16 protein-coding genes are annotated in these 14,519 nt (G+C 36.3%); 3 read left to right on the forward strand and 13 right to left on the reverse strand.

Features of this window, described 5'->3' with window-relative positions; all coding sequences use genetic code 11:
• Positions 1-14: 14 nt before the first annotated feature.
• On the reverse strand, positions 15-656 hold the full coding sequence (locus RSC39_RS10670; protein ID WP_063281526.1) for a phosphotransferase: 642 nt from the start codon (positions 654-656) through the stop codon (positions 15-17).
• A gap of 31 nt (positions 657-687) precedes the next feature.
• A complete protein-coding gene (locus RSC39_RS10675) occupies positions 688-1,176 on the reverse strand; it encodes a GAF domain-containing protein (RefSeq protein ID WP_011677247.1) in 489 nt (162 codons plus the stop codon).
• Positions 1,177-1,259: 83 nt separating this feature from the next.
• Here RSC39_RS10675 and RSC39_RS10680 point away from each other — a divergent pair, with 83 nt between their 5' ends.
• Positions 1,260-1,532 carry a chorismate mutase gene (locus RSC39_RS10680; RefSeq protein ID WP_011677248.1) on the forward strand — a complete coding sequence of 91 codons (273 nt, stop codon included), beginning with the start codon at positions 1,260-1,262 and terminating at the stop codon, positions 1,530-1,532.
• Positions 1,533-1,566: 34 nt separating this feature from the next.
• Here the strand turns inward: RSC39_RS10680 and RSC39_RS10685 are convergent, their stop codons facing one another.
• Positions 1,567-2,016: a hypothetical protein gene (locus RSC39_RS10685; RefSeq protein ID WP_332537094.1), complete on the reverse strand. Its 450-nt coding sequence runs from the start codon at positions 2,014-2,016 to the stop codon at positions 1,567-1,569.
• Between the two features lie 217 nt (positions 2,017-2,233).
• On the opposite strand from RSC39_RS10685, the gene RSC39_RS10690 reads away from it, so the two are divergent.
• On the forward strand, positions 2,234-2,434 hold the full coding sequence (locus RSC39_RS10690) for a hypothetical protein (protein ID WP_011836112.1): 201 nt from the start codon (positions 2,234-2,236) through the stop codon (positions 2,432-2,434).
• Between the two features lie 59 nt (positions 2,435-2,493).
• Here the strand turns inward: RSC39_RS10690 and glnA are convergent, their stop codons facing one another.
• The 10 genes from glnA to RSC39_RS10740 form a co-directional block, all read right to left on the reverse strand.
• Complete coding sequence (gene glnA, locus RSC39_RS10695) at positions 2,494-3,834, reverse strand: type I glutamate--ammonia ligase (RefSeq protein ID WP_332537096.1); 1,341 nt, start codon at positions 3,832-3,834, stop codon at positions 2,494-2,496.
• Between the two features lie 61 nt (positions 3,835-3,895).
• A complete protein-coding gene (locus RSC39_RS10700; protein ID WP_011836114.1) occupies positions 3,896-4,261 on the reverse strand; it encodes a MerR family transcriptional regulator in 366 nt (121 codons plus the stop codon).
• A 100-nt stretch (positions 4,262-4,361) separates the two neighbouring features.
• On the reverse strand, positions 4,362-4,799 hold the full coding sequence (locus tag RSC39_RS10705; RefSeq protein WP_063281522.1) for a low molecular weight protein-tyrosine-phosphatase: 438 nt from the start codon (positions 4,797-4,799) through the stop codon (positions 4,362-4,364).
• Between the two features lie 143 nt (positions 4,800-4,942).
• Entirely contained in the window at positions 4,943-5,944 is a 1,002-nt protein-coding gene (gene ruvB, locus RSC39_RS10710; protein WP_332537099.1) for a Holliday junction branch migration DNA helicase RuvB, read from the reverse strand.
• Positions 5,945-6,070: 126 nt separating this feature from the next.
• Entirely contained in the window at positions 6,071-6,664 is a 594-nt protein-coding gene (ruvA, locus tag RSC39_RS10715; protein ID WP_021037998.1) for a Holliday junction branch migration protein RuvA, read from the reverse strand.
• Between the two features lie 51 nt (positions 6,665-6,715).
• Complete coding sequence (mutL, locus tag RSC39_RS10720) at positions 6,716-8,686, reverse strand: DNA mismatch repair endonuclease MutL (protein WP_332537103.1); 1,971 nt, start codon at positions 8,684-8,686, stop codon at positions 6,716-6,718.
• Between the two features lie 131 nt (positions 8,687-8,817).
• Positions 8,818-9,513, reverse strand: a complete 696-nt coding sequence (locus tag RSC39_RS10725) for a hypothetical protein (protein WP_332537105.1) — start codon at positions 9,511-9,513, stop codon at positions 8,818-8,820.
• 109 nt (positions 9,514-9,622) lie between these two features.
• Positions 9,623-12,145 carry a DNA mismatch repair protein MutS gene (gene mutS, locus RSC39_RS10730; protein WP_332537107.1) on the reverse strand — a complete coding sequence of 841 codons (2,523 nt, stop codon included), beginning with the start codon at positions 12,143-12,145 and terminating at the stop codon, positions 9,623-9,625.
• A gap of 115 nt (positions 12,146-12,260) precedes the next feature.
• Positions 12,261-12,608, reverse strand: a complete 348-nt coding sequence (locus RSC39_RS10735) for a RicAFT regulatory complex protein RicA family protein (protein ID WP_332537109.1) — start codon at positions 12,606-12,608, stop codon at positions 12,261-12,263.
• A gap of 380 nt (positions 12,609-12,988) precedes the next feature.
• A complete protein-coding gene (locus RSC39_RS10740) occupies positions 12,989-13,297 on the reverse strand; it encodes a helix-turn-helix transcriptional regulator (protein ID WP_231105815.1) in 309 nt (102 codons plus the stop codon).
• A 134-nt stretch (positions 13,298-13,431) separates the two neighbouring features.
• On the opposite strand from RSC39_RS10740, the gene RSC39_RS10745 reads away from it, so the two are divergent.
• Entirely contained in the window at positions 13,432-14,385 is a 954-nt protein-coding gene (locus tag RSC39_RS10745; RefSeq protein ID WP_332537113.1) for a hypothetical protein, read from the forward strand.
• Positions 14,386-14,519 lie beyond the last annotated feature (134 nt).

The following is a 14,519-nucleotide window of genomic DNA, read 5'->3' on the forward strand; positions in this document are numbered from 1 at the left end:
TTTTAAATTGCCATTTAGTACAAATCTTGTCCGAGGCTATAATTTAAATCTTTCAAAATTTCTGTCGAGGCATCTCGAGATTGAATCAACTCATCAATATCTTGTGACTGATAGTTTCTTAATGCCTGTCTGAGTGCAAACATTCTCGCTCTGTCAATCGTTGCTTGATCTGCTTCAGCAGATGCAAAAAATATTTTGCGACTTTTTTCGTCAAAAATTGTCCAGGCAATCGCCAAATCATATGCTGGATCACCACTGACAGCTTTGTCAGTAATTTTTACATTAACTAATTTTCCGTCAGAAACAATTAAATTTTGCGGAATCAATTCGCCTAAAACCCAGACGGGCGCTTTTGTCCATTTTGTTTTTGCAGCAAAATCGAACTTTTCTTGCAATAAATCGGCAGGGACTACTTTTTGATAAAGTTTCAAAAGCTCTATCATTTCTGCTTCAAAGAAAATCAAGTCAGAACCAGCAAAAGCATTTCCAAAATTAGGTGCTCCCGCCTCTTTTGTTGGTAGATGATGCAATTGATACAAAAAATTTCCTAATTCTTGTGCAAATTCACGGGAATCACCAATGTTATCTGGATTTACAGAAAACCCTTCTTTTCCATCAAAGCGGTCAGCAATAAACTTTTTAACTATTTCACTCATTTTTCTCTCCGATATTCTTCAAATTTTTGACTTAACCTACTTCGAAAAATTTAAAATCGGTCATGTCACATAAAATACTAGCAAATTCTTCAAGGTATTTTTGGTCAATTTCATCATAAAAACCAACCTCAGAGCTGTCTAAATCAAGAACTCCCACCAAGTTGCCATCTTTAACCATTGGTACCACAATTTCAGACATCGCACGTCCGTCACAGGAAATATAATTTTTGTGTTTTTTTACATCTTCAACAATCATTGTTTGACGAGTTTGAGCTGCTTCTCCACAAACTCCTTTACCCATCACAATTTCAACGCAAGAAACTGAACCTTGAAAGGGTCCTAAAATTAGTTTATCCCCATTATATAGATAAAAACCAGTGTAGACTTGCTCAGGCAAGAAGCTCCAAAGCAAACTACTTGCATTTGCTAAATTCGAGAGCGTATAATTTTGTTCACTTAACAGTGCTTTTAGTTGCAAATTAAGCAACTCATAACCTTCGATTTTTTCTTGTTTATTCATCTTGTTGCTCCTCAAAAATAATATAACTCATTATATCATTTTTTAAAGGCAAATTTTAGATTAGTTTTGATATAATAAAAACCATGAATAAACTAGAAGAACTTCGAAACAATATTGATCAAGTGGACCAAGAAATCGTTCGACTTCTTGAAAAACGTATGACAATTGTTCAAGAAATTAGCCAAGAAAAACAAAAGCAAGAAATTACTATTTTAGATGCTTCACGCGAACAAGCCGTTTTGGATTTAGCGCGGAAAAATACTGAAAATCCTGCTTATCAAGAAACAATTATTAATACATATAAAGATATCATGAAAAATTCTCGTCTCTATCAAAAAGAAAAACGAGAAAAATAAAAAAGTTACTGACAAAAATTCGTCAGTAATTTTTTTATAATTTAAATTGTCCAGCTAAACTGTCTCGCAACATCATATATTCTAACTGTGGTAAATCAAGTAATATCAATTTACTATTTTCTAAAAGGACCTGTTCTTTCAAAGCATTTAAAAATCCCTTGATTTCAGTCGTTCCTAAATAAAGACACTCAACCAAAACAATGTGTTTTTCCTTAGTCATTTGACCAATAAAGTGAGCAAAGTCTTCTGCTGTTAAAGCACGGTCAATATCTGAGCGCCCAACTATCACTAAATCTTCATCTTTATCCTTAACTATTGCAGCCAATTCTTTAAAAACTCCTGAATCGACCTTTGAATCATCTTTAGTTTCTGCTTCAATCGACTCCTCAATTTCCGCATATGCCCCTCGGTCAATCATTGCAACTGTCGCAATTTCACCATATTTCAAAGTAGTCAGTGAATCTTTCAAATTATTAAGTTCCATATTTTCCTATGCAAACCTACTTTTTATCAAAAGTATTAGGATTCGCTTCCTTTCTCCTTTTAAATTCATAAAACCTATCTCAAGTTTACACTGACTTTGTGAAATTTTCAAAAAATCTGGCTCTTTTTGTAACTTCAAACCTGATGTAAAGTTTTATCAATAAAAAATAAGGGCCATTTGCTATAATAAAACTATAACAAAGAAAGGACTTTTTATTATGAAATTTAAATTTAAAGGAATCAATTACTACGAGGACTCTGAAAACAATTATGTCGGCGCAGTAAACACTTGCTCAATCGTTAAAGAATTCGCTGATTTTCAAGCAGCAATTGATTACGTTGCAGACCACAAAGGATTTTTAATTGCTGAAGACGGAAAAACTGCTTTCAACGTCTTGACAATTACTGAAATTGATTAAAAAATTGAATGAAATAAAAACACTGACAGACATTGTCAGTGTTTTTATATATTTATATATTAGTAAAGTTCTAAGTAATTATCAATTTCCCATTGCGATACAAATTGTGCATAGCTTGCCCATTCGATACGCTTCGCCTCAACAAAGTTAACCAAAACGTGTTCGCCAAGTGCTTCTGTTACGATTGCGTCTTCACGCAAAGCCTTAACCGCATTGTGTAAAGTAGAAGGCAAATCTGTAATTCCATGTGCTTTGCGTTCTTCTTCAGTCATCACATAGATGTTTGATTCAATTGCTTCTGGTGCTTCCAATTTATTTTCAACACCGTCAAGACCTGCTGCCAAAAGAACAGCCAAAGCAAGATATGGATTTGCTGTTGGGTCAACGGCACGAAGTTCTACACGGGTTGACAAGCCACGTGAAGCAGGAACGCGAATCAACGGTGATCTGTTACGTCCAGCCCAAGCAACATAAACTGGGGCTTCATAGCCAGGAACCAAACGTTTGTATGAGTTAACTGTTGGGTTTGTGATGGCTGTAAAGTTATAAGCATGTTTCAAAAGTCCGGCGATAAAGCTATGAGCAACATCTGAAAGTCCCATATCTTCAGCTGGATCAGCAAAAGCATTGGCACCATCTTCAGTAAATAAAGACATGTTACAGTGCATTCCAGAACCATTTATTCCATGAACTGGTTTTGCCATGAACGTTGCATGTAAACCATGTTTACGCGCAATTGTTTTAACAACAAGTTTAAAGATTTGAATATTATCACACGCTTTTAAAGCATTAGTGTATTTAAAGTCAATTTCATGTTGACCGATAGCTACCTCATGGTGAGAAGCTTCCACTTCAAATCCAAGATCTGTTAATACATTAACGATTTCACGTCTTGTATTTCCTGCAAGGTCTGTTGGGGCAAGGTCAAAATATCCACCTTTGTCATTTACTTCAAGCGTTGGTTCGTCATTTTCATTAAGTTTGAAAAGGAAGAACTCAGGCTCAGGCCCAAGGTTAAAGTTCTTAAAACCTAATTTTTCCATTGATTTGAGGTTACGTTTCAAGACACCACGTGGGTCACCAGCGAAAGGTTCACCTTCCGGAGTGTAAACATCACAAATTACACCTGCGACTTTACCATACTCGTCACCCCAAGGAAAAACAATCCAAGTGTCAAGGTCTGGATAAAGATACATGTCTGATTCATTGATACGAACGAATCCTTCAATTGACGAACCATCAAACATCATTTTGTTTTCAAATAATTTGTCCAATTGTTCATCTGTTGCTGGAACTTCAACGTTTTTAAGTGTTCCAAGAATGTCTGTAAACATCAAACGCAAGAATTTGATATCCTTTTCTTTGACGTCGCGACGAATGTCTGCTGCTGTGATTGTCATGCTTTACTCTCCTAGTTAAATTTTCGCTGTAAACTTGCTTGACAAATTATGTCAACCAAATTTACATCCGCGGTTGGGTAAAATGAGTGGGATTAGGAGTCCCGAATCTCCCTTGTTGGGCAAATTCGCGTTCAAGTGCATGGTGGACTTCTCCGATAGATAAAGTTTGAGCTTTTTTAGCATCCCTTTTGGCATAAATTTCCTTGATATCCGCAATATTATTGCCTTCTTGCAGTAAATCAGCAATATCAAAAAGGGCATCTATGTCATTGAGCGAATACATGCGACGATTACCGTCACTTCGCTCTGGGAAAATAAGCTCTTGCTCTTCGTAGTAACGAATCTGCCTTGCGCTTAAGTCAGTGAGTTTCATGACAGTTCCTATTGGAAGTACCGCCATAGAGCGTCTTAATTCACGTTCTTTCACCAAATCTCGCCTCCATACGTATCATTATAGACCTTGTCTTTCGCAAAGTCAAGCTTCGATGTGAGATTTTCTCACATCAGTTCTTTTTATTTGAAATTTATTAGACAATTTTATCTAATAATTTTTGACAACCTGCATTAACTAGTTGATAAGTCTCTTGAAAATCTCCCGTAAACCAAGGGTCTGGAACGTCATTATCTAAAAGCATTTCAATTTTATGAGCTGTTCCATCGGGCGCCATCTCTCTTAGATTTTTTAAGTTAGATTCATCCATTGCGATAATTTTATCAAACGCATAGAAATCAGTGCTAGTAATTTTTTGGCTGCTTTTATGAATATCAAAGTCAATCCCTTGTTCTCTCAGCTTTTCTTGAGTACCACTGTGAATTGGATTACCGTGCTCCCAAGAAGATGTTGCACGACTTTCAATGATAAATTCGGACTCGTGTTCTGATTTCAGCACTAAATTTTTCATGACAAATTCTGCCATTGGACTACGACAAATATTTCCTAAACAGACAAAAACGATTTTTTCCATGAGTTCCTTACTTTATATAATTTATAGATTAACTAATTTTGGGCATTTATTCTATTATACCTTATTTCATCAGATATTACTGACAGAGTTCTAAAAGGAAAAAGCTTGCCAAAATCTGACAAACTTTCCTTTTAGAATTTCTATCAATCCTCTTCATTATAAACGTAACCCAAATGCTCATAAGCTCTTTTGGTCACCTTACGTCCCTGTTTAGTTCTCATCAAAAATCCTTTTTGAATCAAATAGGGCTCATACATGTCTTCGACAGTTTCGCGATCTTCAGCAATATTTACTGCCAAAGTCCCAATTCCAACAGGTCCACCATGATACATTTCAATCATTGTGCGCAATATTTTTTGGTCAATATAATCCAAACCAGCAGCATCAACATCAAGAATTGTCAAGGCTTTATCGGTAATCGCTTTATCCACTCGTCCATCCCCCATGATTTGGGCAAAATCACGCACTCGTTTAAGTAAACGATTGGCAATCCGTGGAGTCCCACGACTGCGTAAAGCAATTTCCATAGCAGCATTATCAATGACTTCAACCTCAAAAATATCAGCTGTTCTTTTAACAATTTCCTCTAAATCACGCTCTTGATAATATTCCATGTGACTAGAAATCCCAAAGCGGGCCCGCAATGGATTAGAAAGCATCCCAGCTCTCGTTGTTGCGCCAACCAAAGTAAAAGGTGGTAAGTCTAAATGAACCGAACGTGAGCCGTCACCAGAGCCAAGCATGATATCGATGTAGAAGTCTTCCATGGCGCTATAAAGCACTTCTTCAACCTGCATGGGCATCCGATGAATTTCATCAATAAATAGGACATCCCCAGGTTCTAATTCATTCAAAATTGCGACTAAATCACCTGGTTTCTCAATAGCAGGACCAGCGGTTTGTTTAATATTAACCCCAAGTTCATTGGCAATCACAAAAGCCATGGTTGTTTTACCAAGCCCGGGAGGACCAAAGAGTAAAACATGGTCCAAAACTTCTTCCCGCATTTTTGCCGCTTTAATAAAGATTTCTAACTGTTCTTTGACTTTGTCTTGACCAATGTATTGATTGAAAAATTGCGGGCGAAGAGATTTTTCAATGCCGTAATCTTCTTCCATTGGTTCTTTGTTTAATATATCGTTCATCTTATCTTGTAATTCTCCTTTTAGAGATGATTTTTGATGACTTATGAGAATCTGTCAGTAAATTTTACTGACAGAAAGGCTTGTATGACTGTTTTTGATGTCTGTCAGCTCTTTCTTCAAACTTTTTTATTTCATCATAAGTTTTAAGGCTGATTTGATATATTCTTCACTGGTTAATCCGGCTTCTTGCGCCAATTTTTTCTCAATTTTCTTGAGTTCTGTCGCCTTATAGCCCAAAGCTTGCAAAGCTTCAATGGCTTCTTCTAAAGCCAGATTACCAGCAGGCGCAGCATCAAGAAGGGAAATCCCAACAGCTCCTGTCGCATCAAATTTCCCAGCTAAATCAAGTACCATTTGCATGGCCGTTTTTTTACCAACTCCTGGAAATTTCGTCAAATACTTAATATCGCTATTATCGATAGCATTGATTAAACCTTCATTGTCAGCTGCCGCAATAATAGCTAGAGCTGACTTTGGCCCGATTCCTGAAACACTAATCAGGCGCAAGAACAAAGCTTTTTCAGCCTCATTAACAAAACCATATAAGCTATGTGCATCTTCCCGAATAACTTGATGAACATAAATCTTTACTTCTGTATTCATTAAAGCAGACCAAGCATAAGGATTGGCTACGCTGATAAGATAACCTATTCCAGATAGGTCAATCACGATATTTGTTGGGGAAATTTTAACTAATTTCCCATTTAGATATTCAAACATTTTTTACTTTTCTAATTTTTTGATTAACTGACCACTGTCAGTTCTTTTCTTTTACTCAAAATCTTTCCAAGAGGCCGCTTTTGAACGATGCGTTTCTTGGATTCTGCGGAACATTTTTTGAATGTCATCTCCTGAAAAATGAACAATCGTTGGCCGTCCATGCGCACAACTATAAGGATTTTTACAAGTGGCTAATTCTGCGATTAAAGCTCTAGCAGACTCGGCATCAAGGGGATGGTTGGCTTTGATTGAACTTTTACAAGCAACCATTGCGGCTAAATCATGCCGATATTTTTTGAGTGAAAATTCTTTTGATGAGAGAATAATATCAATCATTTCATTAATTGATTTCTCTATCTCAGTTTCTTTTAACCAAATCGGATGTTCTCTTAATATGAATTGATTTTCTCCGTATTCTTCCAAGAAAACCCCTGCTTCATGTAACAAATCCTTTTTCTCAGCTAAAACAATAAAATCATTTTTGGGTAAAGTAAATAAATATGGCGTAAGTAAAATTTGTTGCTCCATGCTCACTTCGCCGATTTTATCTTTCCAATATTCATACTTGATTCGCTCCTGAGCCGCATGTTGGTCAACCAAATAAAGACCCTCTTTTGACTGACAAAGTAAATAAGTCGCATGCAATTGTGCCAAGTATTCTAGTTGGGGAAAAGTTGATTGCTGACTCAGCTTCTCAATATTATCAAAATCAACTCCAAAGTTACTGACAGAATTTTTTGGGGTTCTGTCAGTAAATTCATTTGAACTTTCGACAGTTCTGTCAGTAATTTTTTCACTGACAGAACCAGTTTCTGGCTGATTAACTGTATAATCAGTAGAATTTTGTTCAGTCAGAGAATCTGAATTATCGTTTTTATTGATTTCAAAAGTCGCTTCTTCTCTGACAAAAAAATCTTGACGAACATTGTCATAGTATAAAGGATTATTCTGTAAAGGAAGTTCCGTTTGAACAGAAACAGTCCCCTTTTCCTTGGATCTACCTTGCAAATTTTCCAAAGCTTCTGGAATCAAAACCCCTTCTGATAAGGCCTCATCAATCGCTTTAGAAATTAAAGTCATCAATTCACGTTCCTTAGACAAACGTACTTCTTGTTTTGTCGGATGAACATTGACATCTGCTAATTTAGGGTCAATTTTAATTGATAAAACAGCAAAAGGAAAACGTCCAACCATCAATCGGTTCCCGTAACCTTCTAAAATTGCTCGATTCAACAAAAAATTCTTGATAAATCGACCATTAATCAAAATCGTGATATAGTTGCGATTCGCTCTTGTCAGCTCGGGTAAACTGACATAACCTGTCAGTTCAAAATCTAAGTCCGAGCCATTAATCTCACGCATTTTTTTCGCCGTTCCAATGCCATAAATTGCAGCAATCACTTGGCGCAAGTCTCCATTTCCCGCCGTTTTCAAAAATTCTTTACCCTCATTAACTAAAGTAAAAGAAATCTCTGGATGAGCGAGGCTCAAACGATTGATAATATCTGTAATATGAGAAAGTTCAGCCTGTAAAGACTTGATATACTTGAGCCTTGCTGGTGTATTATAAAAAAGATTCGCAACAGAAATTTTTGTCCCTAACCGCTTTGCAAGAGGTTCTAAAGTTTCAATCGTCCCACCTTTAGCAATCAGTTTTGTCCCAGCTTCTTCCTGAGCATTACTTGTTTCAATCGTCATCTGACTGACAGAAGCGATTGACGGCAGAGCCTCACCCCGAAAACCGAGCGTTCTAATTCGAAATAAATCAGCTGAATCTTTGATTTTACTTGTCGCATGACGACGCAAAGCCAAAGCCACATCTTCTTTTTCTAAGCCCAAACCATTATCAATGACTTCAATTAATCGCAAGCCAGCTTCTTCAACACTAATGGTAATTTTGCTACTACCAGCATCTATCGAGTTTTCGACTAATTCTTTGACAACACTAGCAGGCCGCTCAACCACCTCTCCAGCAGCAATTTGATTGGCGAGCGCTTCATTTAGTTCAATAATTTTTCCCACAATAATCTCGCTCTCTTGTTTTTATAAAATTAATTCTAATTATAACACAAAAAGCAAGGGCTCGCTTTTCATTTTTTACTGACAAAAAAAATGATAGACCAGTTAAAAACCAGCTATCATTTTTATATCAATTAGTAATTTCCAAAGTCATAATAGCCATTATCAAAGTTATTATAACCATTAAAGACCGCAACCAACAAGAAGATAGATACCAAAATCACGATTGCAACAACCACGATTTCAATGATAAAGGCAATAAATCCTGCTCGGTTCCAACCATCCATGACTTTCCGGAATTCTTCTTCATCACGGAAATGATTATCTCTATTTTCAAGTGCCCATTTTTCGCCATGAAAACCAAAAACAATCATCCATACAATCCCAAAAATCCAACCTACCCATGGTACCAAAGTAAGTAGAATCAAAAGTCCCAAATAAGCGCGATTGGCAATCCCAAACCACATGGTTAAAGCGAAAGCTCCCCAGTTCCATTTGGTCTTAATTTCATCCCCCTCTTCAGATAAAGTCTGAACGGGAATATCAGCGTAGGCAGATTGTTTAGATAAATCCGGACTTACAATTGAACTAGAATCAGAAGTTTCACTTTCTGCTTGAAGAGGTTTTGAAATGACAGCATCTTCAATCACCGGCTCAGAAACTTCTCCTTCTGCAATCACTGGTTCTGAGATTATTTCTTCTCCAATTTCAGCTTTAGAAGGCTCTTCTTGAAAAGTCTGATTTTCAGTTTTCGCCTCTACTACTGTCTCTTCTTGTGTTTCAGGACTCTCATTGATTTCTTGTCCTTGAATCTCTTTTTCATTTTCCATGTTAGCTCCTTTTTTCGTTAGCTCCGCTCAATTCATTTTTAAATGAATTTCTTTTAAACAATTATAACGTTTTTTCTTAACTTATTTGTAAAATAAGCTTGTTACCTAATCAAAGTGAATCTTTAAGTTCCCACAAGAAATTCAAGGCTTCTCTTGCAGTCATATTATCAACATTCTGTCCTTTTATTTTTTCAATAATTTCAGACGAATTTTCAGCAAAATCAAATAAACTGAGTTGTTCTTGTTCGTCAGCAACTTTTTTAGCTGGCAAAGGTTTATTTTCTAACTCCTGCAAAATCAAATCTGCTCGCTCTAATAAAGTCTGTGGTAAACCTGCAATTTTTGCCACATGAATCCCATAGGATTTATCGGCTGGTCCATCTGTAATCTTATGCAAAAAGGTTACATTTCCATTTTGCTCCAAAGTTGCAACATGAACATTAGCTAAATGATCAAGTTCTTTGTCTAAATCAGTCAATTCATGATAATGAGTAGCAAAAAGTGTTTTTGCTCCAATATGTTCGTGAACATATTCAATAATCGCTTGAGCGAGAGCCATCCCGTCATAAGTTGCCGTTCCTCTCCCCAGCTCATCAAAGATAATCAAAGAGCGACTTGTCGCCTTTTGAATGGCATGATTGGCCTCAGACATCTCAACCATAAAGGTTGATTCCCCTGAAATCAAGTTATCACTGGCACCAATCCGTGTAAAGATGGCATCAAAAATTGGTAAATTAGCTGTTTCGGCTGGGACAAAAGATCCAATCTGAGCCATAATCACTGTCAGCGCAAACTGACGCATATAAGTCGATTTCCCAGACATATTCGGACCTGTGATGAGCTGAATATCAGTTTGTTCGGGCAGTTCAATATCATTTGGGACGTATTCTTGAGCTCCCATGACCGCTTCAACTACGGCATGACGTCCCCCTTTGATTTCAACAATTCTTGAGCCTTCTGTAAGCGTCGGACGGATATATCCTTGTTTTTCTGCAACCACAGAAAGACTTTGCAGACAGTCAATTTCAGCAATAGTTTTGGCTAGAGCTTGAAGTCTTGAGATATACTGTTCTGTTTCAGCCCGAAGTCCCATGAATAAATCATATTCCAGAGAAGAGGATTTTTCACGCGCTTCCAACATAATTTCTTCAATTTCAGTCAATTCCTGAGAACCAAAACGCTCAGAATTTTTCAGCGTTGCCTTACGATAAAAATGTTCAGGTACACTATTCAACTGACTTTGGGTGATATGGAAATAATAACCATCCTTGCGATTATAATCAATTCGCAGTGTAGAAATCCCTGTTTTTGCTTTTTCATCTGCTTCCAATTTTGCAATCCACGAAGTTCCATTTTCAAGGGCCTCACGATATTTATCTAATTGAACATTGTATCCTTTTTTAATAATGCCCCCTTCGGTAATCGTTCTTGAGGCATTTTCACTAATGGCAGAATTAATCAAGCCAGACAATTCCGGAATTTCATCTAATTGGCTTCTTAACTCATTTAAGGGCGTTTCATCAAGACCTTCCAAAATATTTTTGATGGCAGGCACATTTGATAAGGAATTAGCCAGCTGCAAAAAGTCAACAGGAACAGCCTTACCAAAAGAAACCCGAGAAGCTAAACGTTCTAAATCGTAAACTCCTTTAAGAGCCTCTATCAAATCAGAACGTTCAAAGAAATGGTCTAAGAAAACTTGGACAATTTCCATTCTTTTTTGAATAGCTGAATTTGAAACTAAAGGACGGTCAATCCACGAACGTAACATGCGCGTCCCCATCGCTGTTTTTGTTTCATCAAGCAACCAGTAAAGGGTCCCATGTTTTTTGTTTTCTGTTTTATTTGCTGTCAGCTCTAAAGAAGATTTCGTCGCAAAGTCCATTTGCAAAAAATCTTTAATTTCATAGTGCTCAACTTCTTGTAAGTGACTCAAGTCACGCATTTGCGTTTCTTTAACATAAGCCAATAATTTTGAAGCGGCTTGATTTTCTAAGGTGGTCAGTCCTGATAATTCTATCAGTAAATTTTCAGGAATCTCAAATTGTTCTGAAATCAAAAGATTCATTTGTCTTTCAAAAACTTTTACTTGAGCCTCATCTAAAGGAAAACCAACAACAATTTCACGCGCTTTGAGCGAGGCAATTTCCCCGACGACTGCTGAAAATTCACTGAGTTCCGTTACCTTGAATTCCCCAGTTGATAAGTCCATATAAGAGAGGGCATAACGTTTAGCTTTAAAATCAATCGCTACTAAGAAATTATTATCAACTGAATTTGCAGTATCAATTGTCGTTCCTGGTGTAATAACTTGTGTCACGGCACGTTTGACAATTCCTACCGCTTTTTTCGGGTCTTCCATTTGCTCAGCAACTGCCACTTTATAGCCTAAGTCAACCAATTTATCAATATATTCAGTTGCCGCATGGTGGGGCACGCCAGCCATCGGAATTGGATTTTCGGAATTCTTGTTTCTTGAAGTCAGGGTCAACTCTAATATTTGAGCGGCATTTACCGCATCCTCATAGAAAAGTTCATAAAAATCACCCATCCGAAAGAGCAAAAAAGCATCGGGATAATCCTGTTTGATGTCTAAATATTGTTGCATTCCTGGTGAAATTTTTTCAGCCATTTTTTTCTTCCTATCCCATCTAAATTATACTGACAAAAGATACTAACCTATCTGTCAGCAAGTCTGTCAGTATTTTTTCATTACATTTCTACTGACAGATTTTCTTCAGCATTTTTTATTCACCAGTTCCTAGAAAAAGATTTACTTTTTCTTCCAATTCACCGGTGATATACTGCACCAAATCATTCACATCTTCTAATTTTGTGGCATAATCCTCAACTAAGGGGTGATGTTTGATTCGTTTTTCAATCATTTGGGCAGCTTGTGATGTTTTTTTGTAGGCCTGTATTTTGCCAATTTTTTGATATAAAACAGCTTCTTTTTGTAAAGCTTTCATTTCATCTTGTGATTTAAAAAGTTCTTGATTTGCCATCAATGCTTCTTCTGCTTGTTGAAATTCTTTAACATAATCGAGATTTTTAATTTTCTTAACAAGCAAGTCCACTAGCTCATCATAGTGCATTCTCAAGCCCCTCCTTAAATTTTCATTAATTACTAATTATTTCTTTCATTAAAACTCTTAGACTTTATAAGATAATTATAACATTTTTTCAATCAATCCATCGTCTGTTTTTTTGATATCTGTAAAAAAAGCCTGAATAGTTCAGGCTTTCCTAATTCTTAATTTTGATTCATTCGTTTAAATTCCGCAATCATTTCTTGAATTAATTCTCTTTGTGACTTCGTTAAATCTGTGATATCAATCATTTTATTATCCATGATGAGTTCTCCTTTCACCATAGGACTTGTAAAACTTGCGTTTTTCAGGCAAAAAAATTACTGACAAATCCGTCAGTAATTTTTATTATTCCCAACCTCTTATCTAAATAACTAATAAAAAGATCATGATTTATTTTCTTTAAGCACATTAAATTGCTCAAATTCATTGATTAATCTCAAAACAATCTGTAATTGTTCATCTGTCAAGGTTGAAGTATTAAAGTTTTTATCGTCTGACAAGCCAAGTAGATAATCCGCTGATACATCAAAAATTTGACACAGCTGAATCAATACCTCAACAGAGGGGTATTGCTTGCTTTTCTCATAAGATGATACTGAGGCCCCAACAATTCCTAAGCGAGCCGCCAAATCATTTTGTGTGAGATTTTTTTCCATGCGCAAAGCACGAAGTTTATCTCCAAAGTATTCCATCCCCATTTATTTACCTCTTTTTTGGATTTTAACAAAGAAAAATCAATTTTAATTTTATTTATCGTATTAAAATTGATTTAAGTTCTAACTTTAGGTATAATAAAAGAACAATAAACATAAAATTAGGAGAATTTATGAAAACAGAACATAAAGTTATTGCTATTGTCGCAATAGCACTTGGAGGATTGGGACTGATTCTTTCTTGGATTCCAATTGTCAACAACATCGCTTTTATTTTTGGAGTACTCGCTTTAATTCTTGCCATTATCGCATTAATTAGCAATAGAAAAAATAAAAAACTTCTCTCGCTCATTGGACTGATTATCTCTGGACTCACTCTCATCATTGTTTTAGTCACCCAATCCATTTATGGTAAAGCAATCGATGACATTGGAAAAAACAACATCAAAAAATCTTCCAACAGTAAAACTGTCAAAGTACCCAATCATTCTTCAACTAATAAGAAACAAACTCCTCTTGAGCTCATGAACCAATTGGCTTCTGTTTCAAAATCCACTGACGAAATATATGTTACTGGAGAGATTACCGTTGGCGATGGACAAACGGTTAGTCCGGGGATTTATGACCTTAACATTACAGGAGGAAGTGGCAATATCACAGGTAGCAGAAAAACTGTCAATGGCATGTTCCTAAACTGGACTGGTGGAGCGCTTGGAAATGATGGTGGTTATGCCTCACACATTCGGATTGTCCTTCTCGATGGGGATAAGCTCAACTTTAGCAATATCTCTAAAATAAAATTTACGGCTATCCCAGAAAAAACTACTTCATCCAATCAACTCGGAACCGGAAATTTCATTGTTGGCCGTGATATTCCAGCAGGAAATTACAAATTAAGCACCAACATGACCATGGATCCCCAATTCGAAAATTTAGGGTGGACACTCTCAATCTACAATGACGAAAAGGGAAATGAAAGAAGTCAAGACTATAATCCCGGAAACCCTGATGTTGTTGTCTCTCTAAAAGAGGGAGAAATTATCACTACTTCATTTATGAATTCTAATTACTACGAAACTAAAATTTCTGATGATAGTGCAAAACTAATCTTTAATGCAGTGAAATAAAGGAATACAAAAACCGGAGAAAAATTCGTTTACGTTCATTCCTACACCAAAAATAGCGGGGCCACTGTTAAAACACTTAGGCATTCAACTTCCAATCCTAAAAAGGTAAGAAATAAACCCAAATATAAAATCCA

Source organism: Lactococcus sp. (assembly GCF_036648155.1).
GTDB classification, from domain to species: Bacteria; Bacillota; Bacilli; order Lactobacillales; family Streptococcaceae; genus Lactococcus; species Lactococcus cremoris.

Bases quoted from the DNA above. Each gene is read 5' to 3' on its own strand.
- RSC39_RS10740 (WP_231105815.1), bottom strand. From the start codon at position 13,297: ATGGAATACTTTGGAGATAAACTTCGTGCTTTGCGCATGGAAAAAAAT.
- RSC39_RS10725 (WP_332537105.1), bottom strand. From the start codon at position 9,513: ATGGAAAATGAAAAAGAGATTCAAGGACAAGAAATCAATGAGAGTCCT.
- RSC39_RS10690 (WP_011836112.1), top strand. From the start codon at position 2,234: ATGAAATTTAAATTTAAAGGAATCAATTACTACGAGGACTCTGAAAAC.
- RSC39_RS10675 (WP_011677247.1), bottom strand. From the start codon at position 1,176: ATGAATAAACAAGAAAAAATCGAAGGTTATGAGTTGCTTAATTTGCAA.
- ruvB (WP_332537099.1), bottom strand. From the start codon at position 5,944: ATGAACGATATATTAAACAAAGAACCAATGGAAGAAGATTACGGCATT.
- mutS (WP_332537107.1), bottom strand. From the start codon at position 12,145: ATGGCTGAAAAAATTTCACCAGGAATGCAACAATATTTAGACATCAAA.
- RSC39_RS10745 (WP_332537113.1), top strand. From the start codon at position 13,432: ATGAAAACAGAACATAAAGTTATTGCTATTGTCGCAATAGCACTTGGA.
- RSC39_RS10680 (WP_011677248.1), top strand. From the start codon at position 1,260: ATGAATAAACTAGAAGAACTTCGAAACAATATTGATCAAGTGGACCAA.
- glnA (WP_332537096.1), bottom strand. From the start codon at position 3,834: ATGACAATCACAGCAGCAGACATTCGTCGCGACGTCAAAGAAAAGGAT.
- ruvA (WP_021037998.1), bottom strand. From the start codon at position 6,664: ATGTTTGAATATCTAAATGGGAAATTAGTTAAAATTTCCCCAACAAAT.
- RSC39_RS10705 (WP_063281522.1), bottom strand. From the start codon at position 4,799: ATGGAAAAAATCGTTTTTGTCTGTTTAGGAAATATTTGTCGTAGTCCA.
- RSC39_RS10685 (WP_332537094.1), bottom strand. From the start codon at position 2,016: ATGGAACTTAATAATTTGAAAGATTCACTGACTACTTTGAAATATGGT.
- RSC39_RS10670 (WP_063281526.1), bottom strand. From the start codon at position 656: ATGAGTGAAATAGTTAAAAAGTTTATTGCTGACCGCTTTGATGGAAAA.
- RSC39_RS10735 (WP_332537109.1), bottom strand. From the start codon at position 12,608: ATGCACTATGATGAGCTAGTGGACTTGCTTGTTAAGAAAATTAAAAAT.